The sequence below is a fragment of the Salmonella sp. 741265055_HSA genome, from assembly GCF_046569525.1.
GTDB classification, from domain to species: domain Bacteria; phylum Pseudomonadota; class Gammaproteobacteria; order Enterobacterales; family Enterobacteriaceae; genus Salmonella; species Salmonella enterica.
Map to the genome: position 1 here is coordinate 78,311 of NZ_JBKFSQ010000004.1, position 16,901 is coordinate 95,211.

Annotated in this window: 9 protein-coding genes and 2 pseudogenes; 1 reads left to right on the forward strand and 10 read right to left on the reverse strand. The window is 54.3% G+C overall.

Going from position 1 to position 16,901, the window contains the following annotated elements:
- Positions 1 to 124: 124 nt before the first annotated feature.
- Both guaA and guaB read right to left on the reverse strand, forming a co-directional pair.
- Positions 125 to 1,702, reverse strand: coding sequence for a glutamine-hydrolyzing GMP synthase (gene guaA / locus ACLD4K_RS03640; RefSeq protein ID WP_411011397.1), 1,578 nt, complete (start codon positions 1,700 to 1,702; stop codon positions 125 to 127).
- A gap of 69 nt (positions 1,703 to 1,771) precedes the next feature.
- The gene (gene guaB / locus ACLD4K_RS03645) at positions 1,772 to 3,238 is read right to left on the reverse strand and encodes an IMP dehydrogenase (RefSeq protein ID WP_156010528.1); all 1,467 of its coding nucleotides are present in this window, start codon (positions 3,236 to 3,238) and stop codon (positions 1,772 to 1,774) included.
- A gap of 160 nt (positions 3,239 to 3,398) precedes the next feature.
- On the opposite strand from guaB, the pseudogene xseA reads away from it, so the two are divergent.
- Positions 3,399 to 4,469: pseudogene (gene xseA / locus ACLD4K_RS03650) on the forward strand (exodeoxyribonuclease VII large subunit); the annotation flags it as partial.
- On the opposite strand, the pseudogene ACLD4K_RS03655 reads toward xseA, so the two are convergent.
- From ACLD4K_RS03655 to hisS, 8 genes and pseudogenes are all read right to left on the reverse strand, one after another.
- Positions 4,451 to 8,191: pseudogene (locus tag ACLD4K_RS03655) on the reverse strand (adhesion domain-containing protein); the annotation flags it as partial. The pseudogenes xseA and ACLD4K_RS03655 sit on opposite strands and share 19 nt — an antisense overlap.
- A gap of 120 nt (positions 8,192 to 8,311) precedes the next feature.
- Positions 8,312 to 9,271 carry a SinI family autotransporter-associated protein gene (locus tag ACLD4K_RS03660; RefSeq protein ID WP_411011398.1) on the reverse strand — a complete coding sequence of 320 codons (960 nt, stop codon included), beginning with the start codon at positions 9,269 to 9,271 and terminating at the stop codon, positions 8,312 to 8,314.
- A 57-nt stretch (positions 9,272 to 9,328) separates the two neighbouring features.
- Complete coding sequence (gene sinH, locus ACLD4K_RS03665) at positions 9,329 to 11,521, reverse strand: intimin-like inverse autotransporter SinH (protein ID WP_411011399.1); 2,193 nt, start codon at positions 11,519 to 11,521, stop codon at positions 9,329 to 9,331.
- 344 nt (positions 11,522 to 11,865) lie between these two features.
- Complete coding sequence (locus ACLD4K_RS03670) at positions 11,866 to 12,087, reverse strand: zinc ribbon domain-containing protein (RefSeq protein WP_411011400.1); 222 nt, start codon at positions 12,085 to 12,087, stop codon at positions 11,866 to 11,868.
- Between the two features lie 88 nt (positions 12,088 to 12,175).
- Positions 12,176 to 13,648, reverse strand: a complete 1,473-nt coding sequence (gene der / locus ACLD4K_RS03675) for a ribosome biogenesis GTPase Der (RefSeq protein WP_000249411.1) — start codon at positions 13,646 to 13,648, stop codon at positions 12,176 to 12,178.
- Between the two features lie 116 nt (positions 13,649 to 13,764).
- Positions 13,765 to 14,943: an outer membrane protein assembly factor BamB gene (bamB, locus tag ACLD4K_RS03680; protein ID WP_350427252.1), complete on the reverse strand. Its 1,179-nt coding sequence runs from the start codon at positions 14,941 to 14,943 to the stop codon at positions 13,765 to 13,767.
- 10 nt (positions 14,944 to 14,953) lie between these two features.
- On the reverse strand, positions 14,954 to 15,574 hold the full coding sequence (locus ACLD4K_RS03685; RefSeq protein WP_350427253.1) for a YfgM family protein: 621 nt from the start codon (positions 15,572 to 15,574) through the stop codon (positions 14,954 to 14,956).
- 13 nt (positions 15,575 to 15,587) lie between these two features.
- On the reverse strand, positions 15,588 to 16,862 hold the full coding sequence (hisS, locus tag ACLD4K_RS03690; protein ID WP_001107141.1) for a histidine--tRNA ligase: 1,275 nt from the start codon (positions 16,860 to 16,862) through the stop codon (positions 15,588 to 15,590).
- Between the last annotated feature and the right edge of the window lie 39 nt (positions 16,863 to 16,901).

Sequence of the window (16,901 nt, forward strand, 5' to 3'; positions counted from 1 at the left end):
TTGCCGCCAGAAGCTGTGCACTACACAGAAAACTCATCTATGCACATAAATAAAAACCCTCTGCAAAAACAGAGGGTTAAATTCACTTTTACCTGTTCATGAAAGCTCAGGAAGGGTTATCGGATCATTCCCACTCAATGGTAGCCGGTGGTTTACCGCTGATGTCATACACCACACGGGAAATCCCGTTGACTTCATTGATAATGCGGTTGGAAACGCGACCGAGGAAATCGTACGGCAGGTGCGCCCAGTGCGCGGTCATAAAGTCGATGGTTTCGACGGCACGCAGGGAGACCACCCAATCGTACTTACGACCATCGCCCATGACGCCTACGGAACGGACCGGCAGGAAGACGGTGAACGCCTGGCTGACTTTGTCGTACAGATCCGCTTTGCGCAGCTCTTCAATGAAGATGGCGTCAGCACGGCGCAGCAGGTCACAGTACTCTTTCTTCACTTCGCCCAGTACGCGCACGCCGAGGCCCGGCCCCGGGAACGGGTGACGGTACAGCATGTCGTACGGCAGGCCCAGCTCCAGACCAATCTTACGCACTTCATCTTTGAACAGCTCTTTCAGCGGTTCAACCAGCCCCATCTTCATCTCTTTCGGCAGGCCGCCGACATTGTGGTGAGATTTGATGACGTGTGCTTTACCGGTTGCCGAAGCGGCAGATTCGATGACGTCAGGGTAGATGGTGCCCTGCGCCAGCCATTTCACGTCTTCCAGTTTGAGCGCTTCTTCGTCGAACACTTCTACAAAAACATGGCCAATGATCTTACGCTTGGCTTCCGGATCGTTCTCGCCAGCCAGCGCGGACAGGAAGCGCTCTTCCGCCGGTACGTGAACGATATTCAGACCAAAATGGTCGCCAAACATGTCCATCACCTGCTCGGCTTCGTTGAGGCGTAACAGGCCGTTATCGACGAAAACACAGGTCAGATTTTTACCGATCGCGCGGTGCAGCAACATCGCAGTTACGGAAGAATCCACGCCGCCGGAGAGACCGAGGATTACTTTGTCGTCGCCCACCTGCTCGCGGATGCGCGCCACGGCATCGTCGATGATCTTCGCCGGCGTCCACAGGGCTTCACACTGGCAGATATCGCGTACAAAACGCTCCAGCATACGCATACCCTGGCGGGTATGGGTCACTTCCGGGTGGAACTGTACGCCGTAGAAGCGTTTTTCTTCGTTAGCCATGATGGCGAACGGGCAGCTTTCGGTGCTGGCGACGGTCACGAAGTCGGACGGAATCGCCGTCACTTTATCGCCGTGGCTCATCCACACGTCCAGCAGCGGTTTGCCGTCGGCGGTCAGAGAGTCTTCAATACCACGAACCAGCGCGCTGTCGGTCAATACTTCGACCTGCGCGTAACCAAATTCACGCTCATTAGAACCTTCTACATGACCACCAAGCTGCATCGCCATGGTCTGCATCCCGTAGCAGACGCCAAATACCGGCACGCCTGCTTCAAAGACATACTGCGGCGCGCGCGGGCTGTTTTCTTCGGTGGTGCTTTCCGGGCCGCCGGAAAGAATAATGCCGCTTGGGTTGAAGTCACGAATTTGTGCTTCTGTCACATCCCACGCCCACAGTTCGCAGTAAACGCCCAGCTCACGCACGCGGCGCGCAACCAGTTGAGTGTACTGGGAACCGAAGTCCAGAATGAGGATGCGATGCTTATGAATGTTTTCCGTCATTGACGCTTATTCCGAGGCAAGTGAAACAGATTAAATAAATCGCCCGACACGAAGGTCGGGCGAAGAAAATCAGGAGCCCAGACGGTAGTTCGGGGACTCTTTGGTGATGGTCACGTCGTGAACGTGGCTTTCCTGGATACCCGCACCGCTGATACGCACAAACTCCGCTTTAGTACGCAGTTCGTCGATGGTAGCACAACCGGTCAGCCCCATACAGGAACGAAGGCCGCCCATCTGCTGGTGAATGATCTCTTTCAGGCGACCTTTATAGGCTACGCGGCCTTCGATACCTTCCGGCACCAGTTTGTCGGCAGCGTTATCGCTCTGGAAGTAACGATCAGAAGAGCCTTTGGACATCGCGCCCAGCGAGCCCATGCCGCGGTATGATTTGTAAGAACGGCCCTGGTAGAGTTCGATTTCGCCCGGAGACTCTTCCGTACCGGCCAGCATAGAGCCCACCATCACGGCGCTCGCGCCTGCGGCGATGGCTTTGGCGATGTCGCCGGAGAAACGGATACCGCCGTCAGCGATAACCGGAATCCCGGTGCCTTCCAGCGCTTCCACCGCGTCGGAAACAGCGGTGATCTGTGGTACGCCCACACCAGTCACGATACGAGTCGTACAGATAGAGCCAGGGCCAATACCGACTTTCACCGCGCTGCAACCGGCTTCCGCCAGCGCGCGAGCACCTGCGCCCGTCGCAACGTTGCCGCCGATGATTTGCAGGTCAGGATATTTAGCGCGGGTTTCACGGATACGTTGCAACACGCCTTCAGAGTGACCGTGAGAAGAGTCGATCAGCAGTACGTCAACGCCTGCCGCCACCAGCGCGTCAACGCGCTCTTCGTTGCCCGCGCCTGCGCCGACCGCCGCGCCGACACGTAAACGGCCCTGCTCATCTTTACAGGAGTTTGGTTTACGTTCCGCTTTCTGGAAATCTTTTACGGTAATCATGCCAAGCAGATGGAAGTTATCATCAACCACCAGCGCTTTTTCTACGCGTTTTTCGTGCATTTTTGCCAGTACAACTTCACGGGCTTCGCCTTCACGAACGGTCACCAGACGCTCTTTCGGCGTCATGTAAACGCTCACCGGCTGGCTCAGGTCAGTCACAAAACGCACATCACGACCGGTGATGATACCCACCAGTTCGTTATCTTCAGTCACCACCGGATAGCCCGCAAAACCGTTACGCTCGGTCAGGGCTTTCACTTCATGCAACGTGGTGGTTGGCAGGACGGTCTGGGGGTCGGTCACTACGCCGGACTCGTGTTTCTTCACGCGGCGAACTTCTTCCGCCTGGCGCTCAATAGACATGTTTTTGTGGATAAAACCAATGCCGCCTTCCTGGGCCAGGGCAATTGCCAGGCGCGCTTCCGTCACGGTGTCCATCGCCGCAGAAAGCATAGGAATATTCAGACGAATGGTTTTCGTCAACTGCGTGCTAAGGTCGGCAGTATTCGGCAGAACGGTGGAGTGAGCGGGAACAAGGAGGACGTCGTCAAACGTCAGGGCTTCTTTAGCGATACGTAGCATGGGCAATATCTCACCTGGGAGGTTAATAAATATTGCCGCGGCATTATACAGAACGTAATCGGTTGCATCTACATTTTTTTGCAAATAGTGCTTGCGATCCCCTGTGAGCAGGTTACTATCGATTGAATAACCTGCTGATTTAGAATTTGATCCCGCTCACATGTTATCCTCTCAAACTTCCTCAATTTTTACCGTAAGCCGCCTTAACCAGACGGTTCGTCTGCTGTTAGAACAGGAGATGGGGCAGGTATGGATCAGCGGCGAGATTTCTAATTTCACGCAGCCTGCGTCGGGCCACTGGTACTTTACGCTCAAAGACGATACCGCTCAGGTGCGCTGTGCGATGTTCCGTAACAGCAACCGCCGGGTGACGTTCCGTCCGCAGCACGGGCAGCAGGTGCTGGTACGCGCCAATATTACGCTGTACGAGCCGCGCGGCGATTATCAAATCATCGCCGAAAGTATGCAGCCGGCTGGCGAAGGCTTGTTGCAGCAGAAATATGAGCAGCTAAAAGCCAAACTGCAGGCCGAAGGCTTGTTCGATCAGCAGCATAAACAGCCGTTGCCCTCCCCGGCCCACTGCGTTGGGGTGATCACCTCGAAAACCGGTGCGGCGCTGCACGATATTCTCCATGTGCTAAAGCGTCGTGACCCATCCCTGCCCGTAATTATCTACCCGACTGCGGTCCAGGGCGACGATGCGCCAGGACAGATCGTTCGCGCCATTGAGCTGGCGAACGCGCGCGGCGAGTGTGATGTACTGATCGTCGGACGCGGCGGCGGTTCGCTGGAAGATTTGTGGAGTTTTAACGACGAACGCGTGGCGCGGGCTATTTTTGCCAGCCGCATTCCGGTGGTCAGCGCCGTCGGTCACGAAACGGACGTCACGATAGCTGATTTTGTCGCCGACCTGCGCGCGCCGACGCCATCAGCAGCGGCAGAAATTGTCAGCCGCAATCAGCAGGAGTTGTTGCGTCAGATCCAGTCCGCCCAACAGCGTCTGGAGATGGCGATGGACTACTATATCGCCAACCGTACTCGTCGCTTTACCCAGCTTCATCACCGTTTGCAACAGCAACATCCGCAGCTGCGTCTGGCCCGTCAGCAGGCCGTGCTGGAACGGCTGCGTCAGCGGATGAATTTCGCCCTTGAGAATAAGAATAAGCAGGCCAATCAGCGCCAACAGCACGTAAGTCAACGCCTGAGCCAGCAAAACCCGCAGCCGCGCATTCCGCTCCAGTAAGAGCGGTTGATGGGCCAACCCTGGGCAGTTTTTATCGTTCGCCCTGGGTATTTGCTGTACAGCGAATCCAGCGCCGCAACGGAAGGATAATAACCCGCAGCACAATTGTTCGGGTTATTTTTCCCACTATTCGGCCCGTAAAACCCGGCCCAGACTTCATTATCCTCCGTAAACAGAGAGATATTCGTCGTACTGCTCAGTTCGTTGTAAAGCAACGGGCGTTGATATACCGCACCGTCCGCCGCCGTTAACGACGGCAGCATATGCCCCCACATATGGGCGACGTCAACGTCCGGGCTGGTGACAACGGTAAAAATGGTGTCGATACTGGCGCTCACGGTGGCGTTTTCATAAAGCGTCGCAATCAGGGCCGTCAGGGTACCGTTGGTGTCCGGGCGGGTGACATTGATAATGCGGGTGCCGTCAGTGCCAACCTGCATCCCCATTTTGGTGGAGGACCAGGCCAGCGATTCGCCGTCGATCACTACAGGCGTTACCAGTTGTTCTGGATCGTCGCCTTCCCTGGAGCTATGTTTCTCGCCCTGGCGGGTATAACCGTCGCCGCGAGTGAGCACAAACGGCGCTTCCGGGATCGGGTTACCGCTGGCATCCTTCACCGTCACCTTGAGCCGCATCGTATCGCCCTTTTTCACTTTAACCGCGTGGACGCCGCTGCCGTCATACCATTGCGACGCGTCTACCGGCTCAATGGTGATAGCGGCTGCCACCGGGTTATCGCTGGCAAGACAACTGGAATAAATCGAGACATTGCCGTTCGCAAATTCACTGCCACTAAACAGCGAGATCAGTTTCCATGTGCTGGCGCTCTGGAAGGTGGACGACCAGTAGTTAAGCAATGTCGGCCACCCCTGGGTGCTTTTCATCGCGCCGCCGCTGTTGGCGCTGTACAACGCCTCAAGCTGGTCGATGCGCGGTAGGCGACTCGCCGCACAACCGCCCGCGTCCGGGTTGCCTGCCGCGTCAGGGTGCAGAACGCGCGCCCAGGTTTCGTTGGCTTCATCCTGGGTACGCACCGGCGTAACTTCATCCGCCAGCTTCGGTCGCTCAAAGGTCAGATCGCCGACGGTGATGGTGTCGGCCATATGGCCCCACATTTTGGCCGCTGGCGTATCCGGGCTGGTGGCGACGGTAAACTTCACACTGCGAGAAACTGGCGTATTGATGTATGAATCGGCAGGCACGATGCTTAACGGCGTCAGCAGCCCCACCCCCTTGTTTTGGGTGAGAATAATGGTCGCATCGCCGTTGGCGTCGGTGATCCCGTGATAAACCTGCCCGGCAACGTAGCCGACTCCGTCAAACTGCATCTCGCCGTTGCTGGTATCGGTAAAGCCGGTCGTCAGCCCGTCGCGCCGCCTGCCGTTCGCCATGGTGACGGTGAAGTCGGTGTAGGCGATCGTCATGTCGTTGAGAGCGTTGCGTGAATGAACGTTCAGCTTAATCTGTTCACCCACTTTGGCGTCGGCGTTTTTGATCACCGGGTCGTCATTGAAGTAAACGTCCAGCACCGCCACCATTTCATTGGCCGAGCAGGTCAGATAGTTAGGCTGATTGGTAAATTTGCCGCTATTGCCGTTTTCCAGGTTGACATGCACCGTTCCCGACTCGTCATTATCCGCCGCAATAAAAAAGTCACTGGTCGGCCAGCCGTGCTCACTTTCCATCTTGCCGCTGGCATTCTCACTGTACAGATGTTCAAGCGATGATTGATCTGGCACCTGGCCAGTGCCGCACTGCGCGGTGGCCTTATCGACTGAATTAAACGTCGCCCATTCTTCATTATTTTCACTGAACTGACCGTCTTTATGACTGGCCTCAACCGCCAGCTGCGGGCGCTTATACAGGTTGCCTGCATCCACCACGCCCTGCATATGGCCCCACATGCTGGCGCCGTCCACGTCCGGGCTAGTGATCACGGTGAAAATCACGCTAAAGGGCAGCTCAACGTTGCCACCTTCATCATCCGGCATTACGATGCGGATTGGCGTTTCTACGCCCATGCCGCTGTCATGTTTTAACGTCAGGTGTGCCTGACCGTTGGCGTCGGTCACACCGGTATAGTGCTCCGGCGACGAGGCGCGCATATCTTCGGAATTGATGGTAACCCGTTGGTTATCCCACGCGTCCTGATGCTCTCCTTTGCGGTTTTTCGCTGGGTCAATAAACAGCTCCATATAGCGATAAGGCAGCGGTTTTTGCGTGTCCCGATCTACAACGGTCATCACTAAATCAATCGATTCCCCCACCTGTGCTTTATAAGGCCCTTGCGGGGAGAGGGTAATCTGCGGGTGTGCCGCAGGCTGGGCCTTATCCACACAACTGACCAGCAGCGTGTCGCTGTTGGCGGCCCTGATGACCGACGCGCTGTTCATATGCACGGCAGCGTGGTAATTGCTCATCTGATCTTTGGTTGACGACCAGTATTCTGCATCGCCCGACACCGGCCAGCCGGTCCAGGTTTCCAGCGTGCTGTGCTCATGTCTCAGCTGCACCAACTGTTCGGCATCCGGCAGAATGTCGCAATGGTTATCAGCGCCGCTCCAGGTAAACAGCGCCCAGGTTTCGTTGGTATCCACAACGGTGCTATTTCCGCTGGTTTCCGCCGCCAGTTTTGGCCGGTTGAAGGTGTAGGTCGTACCGTTCAGCGTCGCCGTGGCGCTCTCGATCATATGACCATACATGTTGGCCTTATCACTGTCAGGGCTGGTTATGGTAGTGAAAATGACGTCGACATTGTCGGTCAGCGTGGGATAGCCAGCCGAAGAGACGATAAGTCGCGTTTTTACCCCTGGACCGTTCTCTTGCGTCACCACCACCGTGGCGTTACCCTGCCCGTCCGTAACACCATGATATTCCGCTTGCGTGGTCGTCAACTCAGTATCGCCAACATGCACCGGGTTAGCGTTGTTGACCTCACCCTGGCGGTTTTTTGCATCCTCACGGTGGATCACGAAAGCGGTATTCGGCTCCACGTCGCCATTACAGGCTTTGGTGGAGATGGTAAGGGTAATGCTCTCCCCAGCTTTGACTTTCGAGGCTTCAAAATTAGCGTCAAAATGATCGCCGCTCGCGGAAACGGGATCGCTCACCGCCGGTTTGATATTCAGCGTCACTTTTGGGCTAAGCAGCGGAATGATCGCATTATTCGGCACACCAGTGCTGGTGTAGAGCCACAGCGCGGGAACCGTTGTTTCATCTTCTACCTGCGCCCAGGCAACCAGTTGCCGCCCGGCGAGGTTTTGAGCGCAAAAGGTCTGGTTGAGAATCGGCTGCGGCGAGAGCGGTGTGTCGGGCGTGGCGGCATCGGCCCACACCAGGCTCATTACCGGCGGCTGCTGATTTTCCCAGGCAATGGTGGGCGGCTCGCTAAAGAGATCGCCTTCCGTATCAGTGGAATTGACTGCACGCATCGAGGTTGGGGTGGCATCAGCGCTAAAATCGCGCGGCATGGCGGTGAACGCAATATCGTAGGTTTGGGTTGGGTCAAGCAACACACTTCCCTGATAAACGGGAATAACCGCGCCGTCAGCGCGGGGCACAGTGCCATTAACCTCGCCGGTAGCCGAATGTAGCTGTTGCCAGGTCCCCCCTTTCAACAGCGCCTGCGCAGGCACGATCGAGGCCGTAAACATGACCAGTAACGTCACCAGGAAAGATAAAACTTTATTCACTTGTCGATTCTCTTCCATGAGCGATAACCACCCGTTTTAATGCTCTATCCGTTATTCAACCCACTTTGCTTAGCGTGCGGCTAAGCAAAGTGCGCGGAAAATACCACTCCCCGCAGGGAGTGGTATGTTGAGGACAACTTATTTGCGTCTGTAGTCGATGGACAAACTAAAGCCCTGGACGCCGTCGCTACCCACGGTAACGCCGCCGTCTGCTCCCTCGAACGCTGTTTTCGCATCGGCGTTGGTGAGTGGGATGACAAGGTCTTTATCGTTCCAGCTTTCGTTAACGATACCACCGGTGCCAGTGCCTGCAATTTTACTGGTGCCGACGAATTTCCAGCGGTAGTCATACTGGTCGGTAACGTTTTCACCGGCATCATAGGTGCCGTTGCCGTTCTTATCGCTCCACAGTAATACCTGATAGGTGGTATTCGTTTTGAGTGTCGTCCCTGTATTCTTCAACAGGTTGGTATTCGAATCTTTCTCATGAATAACCACATGGACGTTTTCATCCACCACCGGACCTTCCGGAATTTCGTCATCATCCGAACCACCGCCCGCATTGGTCGACAGGTCTTTCAACAACAGTTCGGTTGCCACGGCAGGGTCACCAGTGGTGGTGGTTGGCGTGATTTTGATACCGATATAACGATCCGCATCAGCGGCCTGGATTTCATAACTGTCACCAGTACCAAGATCTTTGGGGTCGCTGCCATTCTGGTCGCTAAAACTCACCCATTGCACGGTGGCTTTAGTTGCCGTGTTGTCGGTGTCCAGGTCACCTTCCGTATCGCCAATCGCCCAGTTCACCGTGACCTTATCGCCAACGTGAAACTGCTTATCGCCTTCGGTCGTAATGGTCCTTGAGCCGCGATCGATAGTTACCGTCACGTGATCTTTGTCGGTATCCGCAGTTTTATCCGCCGCACGGGTAATCCACGGCACCGAACCCTGAATGGTGCCCGTTGTGTCACTGACAATCTGCCACTGGCCCGATTTCAGATTACCGTTTGCCGCCACCGCGGGTGCGGCACAATATCCGGCAACGACTAACGCTAAAGCGACCTTCGTCAGCCGCCGTTTTACTGTCATTTGCATTAAGACACTCCTTTTCTTCAAAATTCAGCGGCTGGCTGGTCAGCCATAACGCTGACGCTATTTCTGGCTATACGTAACGCGTATGCCGTAACCCTGAACGCCATCTTCCTCATTGGCGGCAAACTTCTGCGCTGCCTCTTTATTGGTTACTGGCAGGACAAGATCTTCATTCATGGTGTTGGCCAGCGCGCCGGTATGTCCGTTTGTACTTTGCCCGGTAAACTCCCACTGGTAGTCGTACAGCGACATCTCTTCTTCCGTGAGCTGCTCAGACATCTGGAATACGCCGTCTTTATTCTTGTCGCGCCACAGCAGGAAACGGTAGGTATTATTGACCGTAGGGTGCTTATCTTCTTTGCCGATAAGGTTGACAGGGTTGGCGGCTTTGACCTGATAAATCACCGCATTCAGCGCGCTCAGGTTGTCGCCGATAAAAGTGACATCAACGTAGTTACTGTCGCCATAGGCGTCTGCTTTCGCCTTCCAGCGGAAAGTTCCCGGCAGGGTACTGGAAAGCGTCACCGTCCCCGCTTCTTTGTCACGGCTGGCAATAAACACGCAGGGGGTTTCCGTGGTGCAGGGCGTCTGGGCCAGGGTGACTTTTTTATCATTACTGTCGTACAACTCTGGCGTCATGGCATCGTCCACCAGTTCGTTACCATTGCGATCCGTGGAGTCGCCAAAGGAATCGGTGATCAGGAGATCCATCACTACGCCGTCTTCGCCATCGGCCAGCGCGCTGGCTTCATGGCTGTGATCGCTGCGATCGGTATCGGCAATGTTGTCGACGATCAGTTCAATTTTGCGATCCTGCTGGACGGTGATTTCAACCACGCCGGAGTTCTGCTTATTGCCCTTTTCGTCTTCCAGCGTCATGCGTACTTTCCAGGTGTTCAGGGCGGTGCGCTGCTCTTCGGTATCGGCATTAACCCAGGCAGGAAGCACCAGATTCCAGCTGTTATTGTTGCCTTCGGTTAACGCATCCGCTTTTACCACTGGCATCACCAGCGTACGGGCGGCGTTGTTTTTCGCCTGCCAGGAAGCAGAAATAATTTTGTAATGATGGTTAATCAGCGCGTTGACCGTCCACTTACATTTCTCCAGCCCCACCGCGGCCTCAGGCGTATCTTCAATCACACATTCAGGGTGTTCGTTGGTGGCGTCAGCCTTCAGCCACAACGTGACGTCCAGCGGATCTTTCTCGCGATATTCAAGAACGATGAAATTGTTACGATCGACAAAATCGGTACGACTACCCATTAAGGAGCGCTGAATTTTGACGTTTTCCGGATCGAGTTGCGCCGCCAGTGGCGTGCCTATCTGGTAGTTCACGGTCGCGTTAACGCTAAAATCGTTACTATCGCCAGTACCGGCTTTGTAATCCGTACCAACCGTGACCAGCGGTACCGGCGTATACTCCAGCCCCAAAGTGACGGCATGAGGATCTTTTTGCAGATTATCGGTGCCAAACAGCGCCACTTCATCGCCGTAGTACTGTTCGTAAACTAATTTAGCGCCAAGCTGCGGATAAAAGGGCAGCCAGCTTTCCATGCGGATATCCCATCCGCGCGCAGGCCGTTCTTCATAAAAGTCGAAATCTTTGGAATCCTTCCAGTCAGAAAGAGGATGGTAATAGTTGCCGGAGAATTTCAGGTAATCCGTCCAGGCTTCGGTTCCCAGACCTAATCGACGGTGACCGCGCGTAAAATCGTAGTCATAGAATGCGTTGCCGCCAAGCAGCCAGTTGCCGACATTCTGGCGCACGCCAAGCCCAACGTTACCAATGGTGCGGTCTTCCTTACGCTGAGCCGAAATCTGGCTAAAGAAAAGCGTGATCTGGTTGTCATACCAGGGAATAAAATAATCCAGCGAACTGCCGTCCAGATCGCCGCCTTCGCCAATAGATAAACTGGTGCGAACTTTACCATAAGGCGAAAGCATACCTTCGAGATAGGATTGCGCAGAAGACGTGACTTGCCCTTGAATATAACCGCGCGCCTGGGATTCCAGCGCTTCCGGGGTGAGGTTATCAAAGCCCTGGGTGGCGGAATTAATAAAGTAGTCTGCGCCCTGTTCTTTAAAGGTCTTTCCTTTATTTTCCTGTTCTTCTTTTTTCGCGGATTCGCTGGCTAAATCAGGCAGGGAGGAGTGGCTTTCATCATTTGCAGATACAGAGTTATCTGCGCCGGAAGCCGCAACTGATACTCCAGACACTAATAGCAAAACCAGAATGCGAATCCTTCGCACCATATGATATCCCTGTCGTTAAATAAACACGCCGCTATGAAACAATATTATATGGATGATTCACATGGAATCATAACTAACAAGGCTAAATATATTCCTAAAAAGAAAAGTTTAATATGAAACAGAGTTATATTATTGATATAATAAATAAAAAGAAGGCTGTTATTTATTTCTAATATTAATTTTCTGGAATAATATTCACTGTAAATAGTTGAATAAATAAAAATAATAAAATAGCCGCGGGCAGGATACTATGCTGATATTACAGGAATATCGAATAACTCTTTTGCCCTTAGCCGGATAAGACGTCGGTGCCTCTGCTCTGCGGCGCAACGTCGACAGCGGTTTTACTGATCGGAAATGACGAAATTAACCCGTTTTTTTGAAATTAAACCATGACCATTCTGGCAAAAATAGTCCACTGCGCCGCAGGCTTTCAAAACCTGTAACGGCTGGTGGCAGTCAGGACAAATTGCCTGTAACGAGAAATCTTTAGCGCATGTCTCGCAATGCGCTGTATCGCCATTGCGCTCCAGCGTGTGATGGCAAACGGGGCAGGTTATTTCCATAACATTCTCCTCAGGCGCGTGACTCACTTTTACTTGAAAGGCCTGATAGCGTTGCGCTTGTCAGGCCTGGAATATTACTGAAAAAGCACTACTTGCTTTTCTTGATATGTTTCATTAGACGCTTACGTTTGCGCATTTGCGTTGGCGTCAGTGTGTTACGCTTGTTCGCATACGGGTTCTCCCCTTCTTTAAACTGAATGCGAATCGGCGTACCCATCACTTCCAACGACTTGCGGAAGTAGTTCATCAGATAGCGCTTATAGGAGTCTGGCAAATCTTTTACCTGGTTGCCGTGAATGACCACAATCGGCGGGTTATAGCCGCCAGCGTGGGCATATTTTAGTTTCACACGGCGACCGCGCACCAGCGGCGGCTGATGATCTTCAACCGCCATCGTCATGATACGGGTCAGCATCGCAGTACTCACCCGGCGAGTGGAACTGTCGTAAGCCTCGCGTACGGACTCAAACAGGTTACCGACGCCGCTGCCGTGCAGTGCAGAGATAAAATGAACGCGGGCAAAATCAATAAAGCCCAGACGGAAATCCAGCGTCTCTTTCACCTGCTCTTTGACTTCCTGACTCAGGCCATCCCATTTGTTGACTACGATAACGAGTGAGCGCCCACTATTGAGGATAAAGCCCAGCAGAGACAAATCCTGGTCGGAGATCCCCTCGCGCGCATCGATAACCAACAGTACGACGTTAGCGTCTTCAATCGCCTGCAACGTTTTAATCACCGAGAACTTTTCTACCGCATCGGTGATTTTTCCGCGCTTACGCACCCCCGCCGTGTCAATCAGCACATATTCCCGTTCGTCGCGTTCCATCGGGATATAAATGCTGTCGCGAGTGGTGCCCGGCATGTCGTATACCACCACGCGCTCTTCACCGAGAATACGGTTAGTGAGTGTGGACTTACCTACGTTCGGGCGACCGACAATCGCCAGCTTTATCGGCAGGCTTTGCGGGTCAAAATCATCTTCCGGCGCTTCTTCGCCATTTTGTTCCGCCTCGAACTGTGCCCAGTATTCCGCGTCTTCATCCACCTCTTCCTGCGGCGCGACATCATCCATCCACGGCAGAAGCACATGTTCCAGCAGGCTCAATACGCCGCGACCATGTGAGGCGGCGATAGGGTAAATTTCGCCTAATCCCAGCGAGTAAAAATCGACAACCGCCTGATCGGGATCGAGACCATCCGTTTTATTCGCCACCAGGAAGGTTGGTTTTTCACGGGAACGCAGATGTTTGGCAATCGCTTCATCCGCCGGCATCAGGCCAGCGCGCGCATCTACCATGAATAACACTACATCCGCTTCTTCAATCGCCAGCAGCGACTGTTCCGCCATCCGCGTTTCGACGCCGTCTTCGGTGCCGTCAATACCGCCGGTGTCGATACAGATAAACTCGCGGCCTTCAACTTCCGCACGACCGTACTTACGGTCACGAGTCAGACCCGGGAAATCCGCAACCAGCGCATCTCGGGTGCGGGTCAGACGGTTAAATAGCGTGGATTTTCCGACGTTAGGGCGCCCGACAAGCGCGACCACAGGTACCATGTTTAAAGCCTCATTAAAAAAATCATCAGACAATGCGCGCATTTTGCGCCATTGTTAAAAACAGGAAAACGGCCCCTACACCAGGAGCCGTTTTTTAAAACGCACAACCGTGACGATTAACGCGTAATCGCGTAGACCGTACCGTCTTTGGCCTGGATGAGCAGTTTACCATCCGCCACCGTCGGTTCGGTCAGAAAACCGGAACTGTCTACTTTTTGTTGGGCCACAAAACGCCCGTCATCAACATTAATCCAGTGCAGATAACCTTCGCTATCGCCGACGACTAAATCACCATTATACAGCACCGGGGAGGTCAGCAAACGGTGCAGCAGATCGCTTTGCGTCCACAGCGTTACGCCGCCGTCAGTGGTCAGCGCCAGCACGCGATCGTTCTGATCGACCAGGTAGATACGGTCGCCGTCGACGATAAAGTCATTGACCGAACCCAACTCGCGTTTCCACATAATCTGACCACTGCGCAGATCCAGCGCCGTTAAGTTACCATTATACGCCAACGCGTAAACGACGCCGTTTACCACAACCGGCGTGGTATCGACGTCGCTCAGACGGTCAATTTCCGTTGGGCCAGTGGCCTGGGAGATACGCTGTTGCCAAATCATCTGGCCTTGTTGCATCAACACGGCGCTGACGCGACCATTGTCACCACCAACGATAGCCGCGCCGAACGCGGTTGCCGGCGCAGATTCGCCGCGCAGCGACAGCGAAGGCATATCCAGGTTCACCGTCCATTTAATGGCGCCATCCGCCTGATTTAGCGCCTGCAACTGACCGTTGCTGGTATGGATAAGGACGATTCCATCACTGACAACCGGACGAGACAACGCTTCGCCTGCGACCTTCGTCTGCCATGCTGTGGTGCCGTCGCTGGTATTCAGCGCATAAACCTCGGCCTTTTCACTGCCGATATAGACGTGACCGCCCGCGACCGTGACGCCGCCGGACAACAGCGCGGACGAACGAGAGAACCAGCCGTCTTTCTCGCCCAGATTCACAGACCAGATCTCTTTGCCATCATCCGCATTGAGCGCTTTTACCACGCCCGCGCGATCGGCTGCATAGACCACGTTATCTACCATTACCGGATGAAGGTTAGAATAAAAGTCGCCAATTCCGTTACCGACAGAGGTGCTCCAGACAGTGGTCGGAGTAAACTGGTTTTCAACTTGCGGTAATGGAGACATCTTGACGACATCTTCTTCGCCGCTAAACAGTGAACAGCCGCTGAGCAGGGTAACGGAAAGCAACCCTGGCAGAAGTAATTTACGCAATTGCATCGGGTCCCTCTCAGATGGACAAATTATTGATTTTCATCTGCATCATTTCGCTCAACGCCGGAGAAGCATCGCTATTGACGCCCGCTTCCCATGCGCTGCGCGCGCCTTTTTTATCACCCTTACTCAGCAACGCTTCGCCGCGCAAATCAGCGACAATTGCCGTCCATCCTTCGCCTTTAACGGCATCCAGAGTTTTCAGCGCGGCGTCAGCTTGCTTAAGCTGCAACTGAACGCGAGCGAGACGCAGATTAATCACCGCTTTGAGATTTTCATCGCTGGTGGCCGCCAACCCCTGCTGCAACTGGGCTTCGGCTTTTTTAAGTTCATTCTTATCCACAAACTGCTGCGCCAGTTCCATAGACGCCAGCGCACCATAGGTATTTTTATTCTCAGCCGCGAATTTTTCAGCGGCGGGAATGCTATCCGGCTTATCGGCGCTTACCGTCGTCACCGCATTTTGATACGCCAGAGAAGCAGCACGCGCGGACTCCGTCTGATGGCTACTCCAGTAACGCCAGCCAACCAGCGCGCCAACCCCTAAAATCACTCCGACAGCCAGCGCTTTGCCGTTTTCGGCAAAGAAGCGTTTAATCGCATCCACCTGGTCGTGTTCGTTCTCGTAAATTTCCACGCTGTCCTTCTCCTTAGCCCAATAAAGTGCGCAAATGCGCGGCGACGCTGTCCTGCGCCACTGCCGTTTGCTCACCGGAGCGCAAATCCTTCACTACAACAGTCCCATCGGCGACTTCAGATTCGCCAAGAACCAGTGCAATACGGGCACCCCACTTATCGGCGCGGGCAAACTGTTTCTTAAAGTTGCCGCCGCCGTGGTTTGTCATTAGCTTCACGCCAGGCATTTCATCGCGCAGCCGCTCCGCCAGCGTCATTGCCGCAGACTGCGTTTGTGCGCCGGCAGCCACCAGGTATATATCGACAACAGGAGAGGCAATAAATTCCGGATTAACTGCCTGAACTAACAAAACAAGTCGTTCCAGGCCCATCGCAAAGCCCACTGCCGGGGTAGCGCGACCGCCCAGTTGTTCCACCAGACCGTCATAACGACCACCCGCACAGACGGTGCCTTGTGACCCCAGACTGTTTGTTACCCATTCAAATACGGTGCGGTTGTAGTAATCAAGACCGCGTACCAGACGCTGGTTGACGGTGTAGGCAATCCCCGCCGCGTCCAGCAATTTACACAGGCCGGCAAAGTGCTCGCGTGAATCGTCATCGAGATAGTCGCCGAGAGCGGGCGCGTCGTTGAGCAGCGCCTGTACGTCCGGATTTTTGGAGTCCAGCACGCGCAGCGGATTGGTATACATGCGGCGTTTGCAGTCTTCGTCCAGCGTCTCTTGATGCTGTTCGAGGAATGCGACCAGCGCATCGCGATAGTTCGCACGCGCCTCTAACGAACCAATAGAGTTCAGCTCCAGGCTAACGTGTTCAGCGATGCCCAGCGCGCGCCACCAGCGTGCGGTCAGCATAATCAGCTCCGCGTCAATATCCGGGCCTTGTAAGCCGAAGACTTCGGCGCCTAGCTGATGGAACTGACGGTAGCGGCCTTTTTGCGGACGCTCATGACGGAACATCGGGCCGATATACCACAAACGCTGTTCCTGATTGTACAGGAGACCATGTTCGATGCCGGCGCGTACACAGCCCGCCGTACCTTCAGGGCGCAATGTCAGGCTATCGCCGTTGCGATCCTCAAAGGTGTACATCTCTTTTTCAACCACGTCAGTAACTTCACCGATCGCGCGTTTGAATAACGGGGTCTGCTCTACAATCGGCAAGCGGATTTCACTGTAACCGTAGCTGCCGAGCACGTTTTTGAGTGTGCCTTCAATGCGCTGCCAGATGGCGGTTTCGCCAGGCAGATAATCGTTCATGCCGCGAATGGCTTGAATGTTTTTTGCCACGTTTATTCTCTTTCTGAATATAAAAATGAACCCTCAGCG

Bases quoted from the DNA above. Each gene is read 5' to 3' on its own strand.
- guaA (WP_411011397.1), bottom strand. From the start codon at position 1,702: ATGACGGAAAACATTCATAAGCATCGCATCCTCATTCTGGACTTCGGT.
- guaB (WP_156010528.1), bottom strand. From the start codon at position 3,238: ATGCTACGTATCGCTAAAGAAGCCCTGACGTTTGACGACGTCCTCCTT.
- ACLD4K_RS03660 (WP_411011398.1), bottom strand. From the start codon at position 9,271: ATGCAAATGACAGTAAAACGGCGGCTGACGAAGGTCGCTTTAGCGTTA.
- sinH (WP_411011399.1), bottom strand. From the start codon at position 11,521: ATGGTGCGAAGGATTCGCATTCTGGTTTTGCTATTAGTGTCTGGAGTA.
- ACLD4K_RS03670 (WP_411011400.1), bottom strand. From the start codon at position 12,087: ATGGAAATAACCTGCCCCGTTTGCCATCACACGCTGGAGCGCAATGGC.
- der (WP_000249411.1), bottom strand. From the start codon at position 13,648: ATGGTACCTGTGGTCGCGCTTGTCGGGCGCCCTAACGTCGGAAAATCC.
- bamB (WP_350427252.1), bottom strand. From the start codon at position 14,943: ATGCAATTGCGTAAATTACTTCTGCCAGGGTTGCTTTCCGTTACCCTG.